Here is a 12015-nt window from a genome sequence, read left to right on the forward strand (position 1 = left end):
TGGGCTGGTCAGTGCCCGCTGCATGACGGCGTCAGCGCCCGTCGCCGTCGGGGTCGAGTCCGGAGTCGAGGCCCGGCAGGATGCCGTCCTCGACCGCACGGCGGAGCAGGTCCACCTTGGTCGGGGCGGGGCGGCCCACCTCGACGTACTTCACGCGGATGCGGTCGAGGTACTCGCGGGCGGTCGAGTACCCGATGCCGAGCTGCTGGGCCGCGAGCTTGAGCGGCAGACCCGACGCGTAGAGGTGCAGGATCTCCCGCTCACGACGACCGAGCTGCGCCTTGGCGAAGTCGCGGTCGGCGTCGATCGCGCTCGCCCACTCGAGGTTGTTGAGCACGTCACCCCGCGCGACGGTGGCGACCGCCGCCATCACGGTCTTCGTGGCCGACGACTTCGGGATCACCCCGGCAGCCCCGGCCGCCAGTGCCTCGCGCACGTTGGCGACGCGGTCCGCGATGCTGTGCACCAGGACGGCCGAACCGGTGCCCTGGACGCCCTTGACGTTCTCGGTGACCGTCGAGCCGTCGCCGAGCGACAGGTCGAGGACGACGACGTCGACTTCGCGCCCGTCGAGGTTCGCGATGTACTCCGGCACGCTCGCCGCGGTGAGCACGACCTCGAAGCCCTCGTTCTGACAGGCCGCCTGGATGCCGAGCCGGACGGACTCGTGGTCGTCGACGATCGCGACGCGGACCGGTCTGGTGGTCAGCCCGGTCGTCCCTGTGGTTGTGGTCGTTTCTGCTGGCACGGTGACCTCTCGTTCCGACGGGCCCGGCCCCTGAAACCGGGTTGCCATCAGCAACCAAGGATACCCAGGTCGGACGGGGTTCTGACCCCCGACGCGACCAGTCTCCGCTAAGCGCTCGGCACGAGTCGAGCCACGGCCTCCATGTGGTGCGTGTGCGGGAACAGGTCGAAGGCCCGGAGTGCCTCGAGCCGGTAGCCGAGGTCGGCGAAGGTGGCGACGTCGCGGGCGAGTGCGACGGGGTCGCAGGCGACGTACACGACCTGCTCCGGCTGGAGAGCGGCGACCTGCACGACGACCTCGCGCCCGGCGCCGGCGCGCGGCGGGTCGAGCACGATCGTGCCCGCGCGGTACCGCTGCCGTTCGGCGGGGGTTGCCGTCGACGCGGTGCGGGCCAGCCAGCGGTCGACCCGGGCGGTCTCGGCACGCGCACCGATCCACTCGGCCAGGTTCTCCTGCGCGTGCTCGGTCGCCCGCGCGGAGCTCTCGACGCTCGTGATCCGCGCCTTCGGACCGATGAGGTCGCCGAGGGCGGCGGCCAGCAGCCCGACCCCGCCGTACAGGTCGAGGTGGGTGCCCTCCGGGTCGAGGCGCCCGCGGTCGACCAGGTCCTGCACGGCCTCGGTGAGCACCGCCGCCGCCGCGTGGTGCACCTGCCAGAAGCCGGTGTCGTCGACCTGGAACGTGCGGTTGCCGACCGTCTCGGTGACGACCGTCGGTGCCTGGTCGTCGATCACGAGGCGCGCGCCGTCGGCGTCGCTCGGCGCGAGGACGTCGACGACCGAGGCACCGGGCATCGCGGCGCGCCCGAGCGGCGCGCTCTGCTGCACCGCGGCGGTCGCCAGCGGCAGCGACGAGACGGGGACCACGTCGTGCGAGCGCGCGGCGAAGGGACCGGCGGTGCCGGCCTCGTCGACGTGCAACCGCACGCGGGTGCGCCATCCGAGACCGTTCGCCGCGTCGTCGCCCGGCGCGGCCTCGACCACGACGTCGTGGCCGAGCACCTCGGCGAGGTCCATGTGGGCGAACCGCGCGAACGAGTCGACGAGGACGTCGTGCTTGAGCGTGCGCTGGTGGTCCAGGGCGATGTGCCCGAACTCGGCGCCACCGGGACGGACGGCGGGGTCGCGGTCGAGCCCGGCCTCGGGCCAGACGTGGTCGACGCGGTGCTCGCTCGGGGTGATGACGCTGACCGTGTCCGCGCGCCAGAACGACTTCTTGCGGTCCTCGGTCACGCGCGCCACGACCCGCTCGCCGGGGATGGCGTCCGAGACGAACACCACGCGCCCCTCGTGTCGTGCCACCGAGATGCCGCCGTGCGCGATCCCGGTGACGTCGAGCTCGAGCAGCGTTCCGACCGATTCACCCATGGTTCGATGGTCCCATGCGTCTGTACCTCGCGAGTACCTCCCCCGCCCGACGTGCCCTGCTGGCGCAGTCCGGCATCGAGCCGGTGCTGGTGTCCCCGGGAGTCGACGAGGACGCCGCGGCCGCCGCCGAGACGGAGCGGCTCGGGCGCGCCCTGACCGGGCCGGAGCTCGTGTCCTTGCTGGCGGTCGCCAAGGCCACCGCCGTCGCGGACGCCGCCGTCGCCGGGTCGCCCGTCGACGGCTTCGTGTTCGGCGGGGACTCCGCGTTCGAGGTCGACGGGCGGCTGTACGGCAAGCCGCACGACCCGGCGGTCGCCCGGGAGCGCTGGCGCCAGATGCTGGCCGCCGGCGGCGGGACGCTGTGGAGCGGGCACTGCGTCGTGGACCGGCGCCGGGACCTGGACCCGGCCAGGGGACGGACGGGAGGCCCGTCACCGGCCCGCACCGAGCCTCCCGTCCGTCCCGGTGCCGGTCCGGGGGCGTGGGTCGGGTCGATCGGCGACGTCGCGCCCGGCGGCTCCGCGCTCGTCGTCGACGGCGACCGCGTCGTCGCGGTCGACAGCGCGGTGCTCACCTTCGCCGACGACGTGTCCGCGGACGAGATCGACGCGTACGTGGCGACCGGTGAACCGCTCGAGGTCGCCGGGGCCTTCACGATCGACGGCCGGGCCGCGGCGTACATCACCCGCATCGACGGCGCACCGTCCGCCGTGGTCGGACTGTCCCTGCCGGTGCTCCGTTCGATGCTGCTGCGGGGCTTCGGTGTGGCCTGGCACGACCTCTGGGCACTGTAGACATCCACACTGCTTCGCGGTCGTTCTTTGTGGATGCCGGTCAATTCCCGCTCCCGCAGCACGAATACGCTGACTTACCATGCCCCGTATCAGCAAGGTCCTCATCGCGAACCGCGGCGAGATCGCCGTCCGCATCATCCGCGCGGCCCGCGATGCTGGCAAGGCCTCGGTCGCCGTCTACGCCGACCAGGACCGCGACGCCCTGCACGCACGCCTCGCTGACGAGGCCTACGCGCTGAACGGCACCACCAGCGCCGACACCTACCTGGTGATCGACAAGATCATCTCCGTCGCACGACGGTCCGGCGCCGACGCCGTGCACCCCGGCTACGGCTTCCTGGCGGAGAACGCCGACTTCGCCCGCGCCGTCCTCGACGCCGGGCTGGTCTGGATCGGTCCGTCGCCCGAGTCCATCGAGCGCCTCGGTGACAAGGTCTCCGCCCGACACGTGGCCGAGAAGGTCGGTGCACCGCTCGCGCCCGGCACGATCGAGCCCGTGCAGGACGTGTCCGAGGTCATCGACTTCGTCGACCAGGTCGGGCTGCCCGTGGCGATCAAGGCCGCGTTCGGTGGGGGCGGTCGTGGGCTGAAGGTCGTCCGCTCGCGCGATGAGGTCGAGGCGCAGTTCGAGTCCGCGACGCGCGAGGCGATCGCCGCCTTCGGCCGCGGCGAGTGCTTCGTCGAGAAGTACCTCGACAAGCCGCGCCACGTCGAGACGCAGTGCCTGGCGGACGAGCACGGCAACGTCGTCGTGGTCTCGACGCGCGACTGCTCGCTGCAGCGCCGCCACCAGAAGCTGGTCGAGGAGGCACCGGCGCCGTACCTCACCCCGGCGCAGGAGTCCCTGCTGTACGAGTCGTCGAAGGCGATCCTGCGCGAGGTCGGCTACGCCGGTGCCGGCACCTGCGAGTTCCTCATCGGCGCCGACGGCACCGTGTCGTTCCTCGAGGTGAACACCCGCCTGCAGGTCGAGCACTGCGTGTCCGAAGAGGTCACCGGCATCGACCTCGTGCGTGAGCAGTTCCGCATCGCCGAGGGCGGCACGCTCGACTACGACGACCCCGCGCCCCGTGGACACTCCTTCGAGTTCCGCATCAACGGCGAGGACGCCGGCCGCAACTTCTTCCCCGCGCCCGGCCCCGTGCACGTGTTCCACGCACCGTCCGGCCCGGGTGTCCGCGTCGACTCGGGTGTCGTGTCCGGTGACGTCGTGTCCGGCTCGTTCGACTCGATGCTCGCCAAGCTCGTCGTCACCGGTGCCACGCGTGCCGAGGCGCTCGAGCGGTCGCGGCGCGCACTCGCCGAGTTCGAGGTCGCGGGGCTGCCCACCGTCATCCCGTTCCACCGCGCCGTGGTGTCCGACCCGGCGTTCGCCACCGACGACGCGACGCCGTTCTCGGTGTACACGCAGTGGATCGAGACCGACTTCGTCAACGAGATCCCGGCATGGAGCGGCTCCCCCGAGGAACTCCCGGTGCCCGCGTCGCGCGACACCGTCGTGGTCGAGGTCCAGGGCAAGCGCATCGAGGTCACCATGCCGTCGATCGTCGGCGGCGGCGCGGGCGCTGCGGCCGGTCGTCGTCCGGCCGGGCCCTCCGCTCCGCCGAAGCGCCGGTCGTCGGCGGTGCGCGGTGGGCTGACGTCGTCGGGCGCCGCGGTGACCTCGCCGATGCAGGCCACCGTGGTGAAGCTCGCGGTCGCCGAGGGTGACACCGTGGTGAAGGGCGACCTGCTCGTGGTGCTCGAGGCCATGAAGATGGAGCAGCCCGTGCAGGCCCACAAGGACGGCGTGGTCACCGGCCTGAACGCCCCCGTCGGCCAGACGATCTCGTCCGGCCACGTCCTGCTCGAGCTCGCGTAGCGCGGCGCGCGCGTCGCGCGCCGAACCGCGCGCCGGGCACCGGGCGCGCGTCCTCGCGTCCCGGAGCCGCGCGTACTTCGCGCCCCGGAGTGAACATCGCGCCCTGGAACCACGGGGCGCGATGTTCGTCAGAGGGAGCGAAGCGTAGCAGCACGCCAAGCACCGGCCCAGTTCGGCCCGAGTGGCACACCGGCATCGTGCAGCCGCCGCGGCAACTGCCCGCCGGGCATGGCGTCGGCCCAGACGACGCGCCCGAAGTGGAAGATCTCGGGCTTGCGCCGAAGCGCGTCCTCGCGCCGCTTCTCCTCGACGACGACCTCGTCCGCTGACCGGCCCTTCCGGAGTCGAGCGTCGTGGTACTTGACGGCGCCGTCGAACTCGATGACCGTGCCCGAGGTCGGGTACCAGAAGTCAACTCGCTCTTGCGTGCCCCATTCGGTGTCGAAGCCGTGCTGCAGGATCGGCTCCGGCGCGCCCAGGACATGCGCACCCCACCGAGTGATGCTCTCGCCGGGCGATTCCGCCGCTGCATCGGCGACCTGGATGAGCTCCGCCGCGCGCCGACGCGCTCGCGCCGCACCCCGGGCGTGGAGTTCTGCGTCCAGAGCCGCTCGCGTGACTCCACGACGGAGAACGGCGTCGAGGACGACGATCGCTCGCCACGGATGCTCAGCGAGCGCGACGTCGACTGCCGTCACGACGAGCGACGTGACGGCGAGGCCCGACAGTATGACCGCCTCCGGAACCCGGCCAGCTGTGCCGACTCGCCGGACGGTGCCCTTGGTCTGCCCTCGGTCGCGCGTGGGATCGGCGATCACCACTCGATCGCCGAACGTACCGATCCACGGGAGACCGTGCATGGCGACGGCCGACCGATGAGACACCACCAGCCCAGACCCGGGAAGGCAGTCCACGGTGCGGATGAGCGCCACGTGTCGATCACGAGCGCTGGCCCCGTTCCACTGCGCAGCGTCCGCGAAGTTCCCGCGGGAAACCCTGACGAGTTCTCCCTTGGCCGCACTCCGACGGACACGGGCGGCCGACGCAGCGTCCACTCCCGCGCCCGTGGAGACCAGATCGATACACACCCGTCGAGCGTCACAGCTCGGACGCGCGCTGGGCTACGAACGAGCGAGTATGTGGACGGGGCCGAGCGGACCACGGCATGTGGAGGACTTCCATCGCCGACCATGCACCCCCGGAACGACATCGCGCCCCGGGAAATCGGGGCGCGATATGCGTGCGGGGGTGCGAACCAGCCCAAGGAGCCACGCCGCGCCGCCCTACGACACGCGGGGGCGGATCGCGTCGGCGAGGGCCTCGACGAGCGACTGCGCCTCGGCAGGCGTCGCCGCCACGGTGTCGATGTAGACCTTCGCCTTCGGCTCCGTGCCGCTCGGGCGGACGATGACGCGCGCCTCGCCGTCGAGGTCGTAGCGCAGGATGTCGGACGGCGGGAAGCCGTCGACCCCGGCGGCGTAGTCGGTCGTGCGCAGCACGGTCAGCGGGCCGAGCGTCGACGGTGGCGACGACCGGAGGTCCTGCATAATCGTGCCGATGCGGGCGAGATCGTCGACACGGGTCGCGACCTGTCCGGACGCGAACGCACCGAACTCCGCCGCGAACGCGTCGAGCTGCCCGGCGATGCTCGATCCCGCAGCGGCGAGCGTCGTGGCCAGATCGAGTAGCACGAGCGCTGCCGAGATGCCGTCCTTGTCGCGGACGACCTCGGGGTCGACCAGGTAGCCGAGCGCCTCTTCGTAGCCGAAGAGCAGGTCGGGCACGCGGGACACCCACTTGAAGCCGGTGAGCGTGTCGCGGTACCCCAGGCCGTGCCGCTCGGCCACGCGGGACAGCGCCGGCGACGACACGATCGACGCGGCGAGCACCCCGGTCTGCCCCGCGGCGACGGCGCGCTGGGCAGCGCGCCAGCCGAGGAGCCACCCCACCTCGTTGCCGGACAGCCGCCGGTACGAGCCGGAGCCGTCCGGGATGGCCAGCGCGAGCCGGTCCGCATCAGGGTCGTTCGCGATGACGAGGTCGGCACCGACGGCCACGCCCCGGGCGATCGCCAGGTCCATCGCACCCGGTTCCTCCGGGTTGGGGAACGACACGGTCGGGAAGGCGCCGTCGGGCTCGATCTGCTCGTGCACCACCGCGGGCTCGGCGAACCCGGCCGCGGCGAAGACGGCGCGGGCGGTGTCCCACCCGACGCCGTGCATGGCCGTGTAGACGACGCTGGGCTGCGCGTCGACCGGGAGGGCCGGGGCCGGCACGATCGCGGCCGTCGCGGACACGTAGGCCCCGACCAGGTCCGCGCTCGCCAGCGTGTAGTCGGTCGCCCGCGGCAGATCACCGAGCGGCGTCGCCGCCACGGCGTCGATCGCCGCGGCGATGGTGGCGTCGACGGGCGGCACGATCTGCGACCCGTCGTCGTCCCCGCCGAGGTACACCTTGTAGCCGTTGTCGCGCGGCGGGTTGTGGCTGGCCGTGACCATGACCCCGGCGCCGACGCCCAGGTGTCGGACGGCGAACGCGAGCACCGGTGTGGGCAGCGCGCTCGGCAGCAGCGTGACGTCGAGCCCCAGCCCGCGCATGACCTCGGCGGAGTCCCGAGCGAAGACGTCGGAGTTCACACGGCCGTCGTACCCGATCACGACGCTGCGGTCACGACCGGTGTCGATGAGGAACCGTGCGAGCCCGGCCGCGGCCTGGGTGACGACCACCCGGTTCATCCGCAGCGGTCCCCACCCGAGCTCGGCGCGGAGCCCGGCGGTGCCGAACTGCAACCGTCCTGCGAAGCGCTCGTGGAGCACGGCGAGGGCCGTCGCGTCCCCGCTGCCCGCCGCGGCGACGACCGCGTCGAGCTCGTCCCGCGTCTCGGGGTCGGGGTCCTGCACCAGCCAGGCCCGTGCTGCATCGAGGGGGGTGGTGTCGGTGACCAGGTCCCCGTCCGCGATGGCCCCGTCGGACGGCCCGGTGTACCCGCTCACAGGGCGGCCACGACCCGGGCGAGCAGGTCGGCGATCACCGGCTCGGCCACACGGCCGGCCTCGAGCACCTCCGTGTGCGACAGCGGGGTCGTCTGGATGCCGGCGGCCAGGTTGGTGATGAGCGAGAAGCCGAGGACCTCCATGCCGGCCTGGCGGGCGGCGATGGCCTCGAGCGCGGTGGACATGCCGACGATGTGCCCGCCGATGGCCTTCGCCATCTGGACCTCGGCCGGGGTCTCGTAGTGCGGCCCGCGGAACTGCGTGTAGACGCCCTCGTCGAGGGACGGGTCGATCTGCTTCGCGACGGCGCGGAGCCGGGCGGAGTACAGGTCGGTGAGGTCGACGAAGGTCGCGCCCTCGAGCGGGCTGTCGGCCGTCAGGTTGATGTGGTCGCTGATGAGCACCGGGGTACCGGGCTTCCAGTGCTCCTTGATGCCGCCGGCCCCGTTCGTCAGGACCATCGTGCCGGCGCCGGTCGCCGCAGCGGTGCGCACGCTGTGCACGACGCGACGCACGCCGTGCCCCTCGTAGTAGTGCGTCCGCGCACCGACGACGAGCGCGTGCCGACCGTCGGACAGCCGGACCGAGCGGATCGTGCCGGAGTGCCCGGGGACCGCCGACGCACTGAAGCCGGGGACGTCGGCGGCGTCGATCGAGGACACGGTCTCGCCGAGCAGGTCGGCCGCCTTGCCCCAGCCGGAGCCGAGCGTCAGTGCGATGTCGTGCCGTTCGATGCCGGACTCCGTGGCGATGACGGCGGCGGCGTCGCGGGCGACGTCGAACGGGTCGACGGAGGGGTCGTTGAGCGGGTTCGTGCTTGCCATGCCGCAATGCTACGGGGCACCCGCGACCCCGCCCGGACGCCGCGCTCGGACACCCGCGACCCCGCCGGACGCCGCGCTACGGAGCCGTCGGGTCCCCCAGCGACCGCTCGACCGCCGCGGCGATCTCGCGCTGGTCGAAGTGGTTGCGGATCACGATGACCTCGGCGTAGGTGTCGCCGATCGCCTCGACGAACTCCTGCGACGTCAGGATCACGTTGGCGTCGTCGGCGACCTCGCGCACCGAGGCGACGTCGGCCGCCACGACCTCGGCGGACAGGCCGAGCGTCGCCAGGGCCTTCTCGGCGTTGACCTTGAGGATGGCGCTCGAGCCGATGCCCGCGCCGCAGATGGTCACGATCTTCATGCGGAGACCCCCATGACGGCGCGCACGTCGGCTGCCGAGGTGGCTGCGGCGAGGCGCGAGGTCACCGACTCGTCGTTGAACAGGTTGGCGATCTCGCCGATGGACTCGAGGTGCGTCCCGATCCCCGCGACGGCGAGCCCGAGCACGACGCTGACGGGGTCGTTGTGCGGGTGCCCGAACGCGACCGGCTCGGCGAGGGTCACGACGGAGAGCCCGTCGCGCACCACCGACGCGCCGGGACGAGCGTGGGCGAAGGCGAGCCCGGGCGAGATGACGATGTACGGCCCGTGTTCCTCGACCATGGCGATCATGGCGTCGGTGTACTCGTCGGTCGCTGCTCCTGACGCGACGAGGGCGCCACCGGCCAGCCGGAGGGCGTCCCGCCACGACGCAGCGGACGCCCCCAGCACGACGGCGTCGTCGGACAGTGACGGCAGGCTCATCGGGTCAGGCCTCCGCGTACTCGGAGGTGATCATCGCGATGATCTCCTCGCGGTCCTCGAGCGGCAGGAACGACCCGAGCGCGGCGTTGATCTGGAACGCCGCGAGGTCGTCGAGGTCGTACCCGAACGTGCCAGCCAGCAGTGCGAGCTCCTTCGTGAGCGTGGTGTTGCTCATCAGGCGGTTGTCGGTGTTCACCGTGACGCGGAAGCCGAGCTGGTAGAGCACGTCGAACGGGTGGTCGGCGAGGTCGTCGCCCCACGCCGCGATCGCCCCGGTCTGCAGGTTCGACGACGGCGAGAGCTCGAGCGGGACCTCGCGGTCGCGGACCCACGAGGCGACCTCGCCCAGCGACGCCAGCGTGGAGCCGTCGCCCGCGTCAGACAGGGTGACGTCCTCGAACAGGCGGACGCCGTGCCCGAGGCGCAGCGCGCGGCCGTCGACCAGCGCCGACCGGATCGATGCCAGGCCGTCGGCTTCGCCCGCGTGCACGGTGACCGGGAAGAGCTCGGAGGCAAGGTGGTCGAAGGCGGCTCGGTGGTTCGACGCGGGGAACCCGGCTTCGGCGCCCGCGATGTCGAACCCGACCACACCGCGGTCGCGGTGACGCAGCGCGAGCTCGGCGATCTCGAGTGCACGGTCGGCGTGACGCATCGCGGTGACGAGCTGTCCGATGCGGATCGCACCGCCGGCGGCGTCGACCGCGGACTCGATGCCCGCCTGCACTGCCTCGACCGTCTGGTCGAGGGTCAGTCCGCCCCGCAGGTGCTGCTCGGGAGCCCATCGGACCTCGCCGTAGACGACCCCGTCGGCGACCAGGTCCTCGACGAACTCGCGCGCCACGCGCTCGAGCCCGTGTGTGGTCTGCATCACGCTGGTGGTGACGTCGAAGGTCTTCAGGTACTCGACGAGCGAGCCGGAGTCGGACTGGTCAGCGAACCACTGGCGCAGCGTGTCGGCGTCGGTGGAGGGCAGCGTGATGCCCTCGGCCGCGGCGAGCTCGATGATCGTCGCCGGACGCAGGCCGCCGTCGAGGTGGTCGTGCAGCGACACCTTGGGCAGGTCGTTGATGACGGCACCCGCGTCGGGCAGTCGGTACGTGGGGACGGCGTCGGCGCTCATGGAGACCAGGCTAGCGGTGGTCACCGACTGCGTGCTGGCGCCTGTGGACAACTTCCGGGGCATCGGACTGGAGGCTCCCCACCGGTCCGGTGGGGAGCCTCCAGTCCGGCGCCCCGTCGGTTCAGTTCCCGATGCGCTCGCGCACGATCGGGCCGCGCGGCTCGGCCGACGTGCCGATCGACCAGGCGCCCTCGAGCGACTCCAGCGCCCGCGGGATCCGCGACGCGTCGTCGGAGTGCAGCGTCCAGAGCGGCTGCCCCTCGGTGACCGTGTCGCCGGGCTTGACGTGCAGCTCGATCCCCGCCCCGGCCTGCACCGGGTCCTGGGCGCGCGCGCGTCCGGCCCCGAGCCGCCACGCGGCGACGCCGAACGGCAGCGCCTGCTGCTCGGCGAGCACGCCGGACGACGTCGCGGTGACGACGTGCTGCTCACGGGCGACCGGCAGCGAGGCCGCCGCGTCCCCGCCCTGCGCCTGGATCATCCGACGCCAGGTGTCCATCGCCCGCCCGTCGGCCAGCGCCGCGGCCGGGTCGGCGTCCGGCAGTCCGGCGAGCCGCAGCATCTCGGTCGCCAGCGCGACGGTCAGCTCGACCACGTCGGCCGGGCCGCCGCCGGCGAGCACCTCGACGGACTCGCGGACCTCGAGCGCGTTGCCGATGGTCAGCCCGAGCGGGACCTCCATGTCGGTCAGCAGGGCGCTCGTGGCGACGCCGGCGTCGTTGCCGAGGTCGACCATCGTCTGCGCGAGCTCCCGCGAGGCCTCGTAGGTGGGCATGAACGCGCCGGACCCGAACTTCACGTCGAGCACGAGCGCGCCGGTGCCCTCGGCGATCTTCTTCGACATGATGCTCGACGCGATGAGCGGGATGCACTCGACCGTGCCGGTGATGTCGCGGAGCGCGTAGAGCTTCTTGTCCGCGGGGGCCAGGCCGGACCCAGCGGCGCAGATGACCGCGCCGACGTCGGACAGGATCGCCATCATCCGCTCGTTCGACACGGCGGCCTGCCACCCGGGGACCGACTCCAGCTTGTCGAGCGTCCCGCCGGTGTGCCCGAGACCGCGCCCGGACAGCTGCGGCACCGCGACGCCGAACGACGCGACGAGCGGCGCCAGGGGCAGGGTGATCTTGTCGCCGACGCCGCCGGTGGAGTGCTTGTCGACGGTCGTCTTGCCGAGCGACGCGAACGACATCCGCTCCCCGGACGCGATCATCGCGAGCGTCAGGTCCTTGATCTCGCGCCGTTCCATCCCGTTCAGGAAGATCGCCATCGCGAGTGCGGCCATCTGCGGGTCCTCGACGTAGCCGCGCGTGTACGCGTCGACGAGCCAGTCGATCTCGGGCGTGCTGAGCGCGTCACCCGATCGCTTGGTGCGGATGAGGTCGACGGTGTCGAAGGGTTCGACGGCCATGTGGATCAGTGCTCCTGGTGGTACGTGACGAGGGTGCGCGGGCCGAAGGCGCCGAGACGGCCCATCAGGACCTCGTCGATCGGTAGTCAA

At 72.3% G+C, this 12015-nt stretch carries 11 protein-coding genes; 2 read left to right on the top strand and 9 right to left on the bottom strand.

Features of this window, described 5'->3' with window-relative positions; genetic code table 11:
• Positions 1–31: 31 nt before the first annotated feature.
• Both ASG04_RS00195 and ASG04_RS00200 read right to left on the bottom strand, forming a co-directional pair.
• Positions 32–796: a response regulator transcription factor gene (locus ASG04_RS00195; protein ID WP_235515378.1), complete on the bottom strand. Its 765-nt coding sequence runs from the start codon at positions 794–796 to the stop codon at positions 32–34.
• Positions 797–855: 59 nt separating this feature from the next.
• Positions 856–2115, bottom strand: coding sequence for a class I SAM-dependent RNA methyltransferase (locus tag ASG04_RS00200; protein WP_056118594.1), 1260 nt, complete (start codon positions 2113–2115; stop codon positions 856–858).
• Positions 2116–2129: 14 nt separating this feature from the next.
• Here ASG04_RS00200 and ASG04_RS00205 point away from each other — a divergent pair, with 14 nt between their 5' ends.
• Together ASG04_RS00205 and ASG04_RS00210 are read left to right on the top strand one after the other, a co-directional pair.
• Entirely contained in the window at positions 2130–2909 is a 780-nt protein-coding gene (locus ASG04_RS00205; protein WP_056118596.1) for a Maf family protein, read from the top strand.
• Between the two features lie 79 nt (positions 2910–2988).
• The gene (locus ASG04_RS00210; protein ID WP_056118599.1) at positions 2989–4770 is read left to right on the top strand and encodes an acetyl/propionyl/methylcrotonyl-CoA carboxylase subunit alpha; all 1782 of its coding nucleotides are present in this window, start codon (positions 2989–2991) and stop codon (positions 4768–4770) included.
• 128 nt (positions 4771–4898) lie between these two features.
• Here ASG04_RS00210 and ASG04_RS00215 read toward each other — a convergent pair whose 3' ends face one another.
• From ASG04_RS00215 to ASG04_RS00245, 7 genes are all read right to left on the bottom strand, one after another.
• Positions 4899–5468 carry a hypothetical protein gene (locus ASG04_RS00215; RefSeq protein WP_156463459.1) on the bottom strand — a complete coding sequence of 190 codons (570 nt, stop codon included), beginning with the start codon at positions 5466–5468 and terminating at the stop codon, positions 4899–4901.
• Between the two features lie 585 nt (positions 5469–6053).
• A complete protein-coding gene (locus tag ASG04_RS00220) occupies positions 6054–7715 on the bottom strand; it encodes a phospho-sugar mutase (RefSeq protein ID WP_082517758.1) in 1662 nt (553 codons plus the stop codon).
• A gap of 44 nt (positions 7716–7759) precedes the next feature.
• Entirely contained in the window at positions 7760–8587 is an 828-nt protein-coding gene (locus ASG04_RS00225; RefSeq protein ID WP_056118606.1) for a purine-nucleoside phosphorylase, read from the bottom strand.
• A gap of 76 nt (positions 8588–8663) precedes the next feature.
• On the bottom strand, positions 8664–8951 hold the full coding sequence (locus tag ASG04_RS00230) for a PTS sugar transporter subunit IIB (protein ID WP_056118609.1): 288 nt from the start codon (positions 8949–8951) through the stop codon (positions 8664–8666).
• A complete protein-coding gene (locus tag ASG04_RS00235) occupies positions 8948–9394 on the bottom strand; it encodes a PTS sugar transporter subunit IIA (RefSeq protein WP_056118610.1) in 447 nt (148 codons plus the stop codon). The genes ASG04_RS00230 and ASG04_RS00235 overlap by 4 nt, the downstream gene beginning before the upstream one ends.
• A gap of 4 nt (positions 9395–9398) precedes the next feature.
• On the bottom strand, positions 9399–10514 hold the full coding sequence (locus tag ASG04_RS00240) for an adenosine deaminase (protein ID WP_056118613.1): 1116 nt from the start codon (positions 10512–10514) through the stop codon (positions 9399–9401).
• A 121-nt stretch (positions 10515–10635) separates the two neighbouring features.
• Positions 10636–11925: a thymidine phosphorylase gene (locus ASG04_RS00245; RefSeq protein ID WP_056118618.1), complete on the bottom strand. Its 1290-nt coding sequence runs from the start codon at positions 11923–11925 to the stop codon at positions 10636–10638.
• Positions 11926–12015: the final 90 nt, after the last annotated feature.

Source organism: Curtobacterium sp. Leaf183 (assembly GCF_001424385.1).
Lineage (GTDB): Bacteria > Actinomycetota > Actinomycetes > Actinomycetales > Microbacteriaceae > Curtobacterium.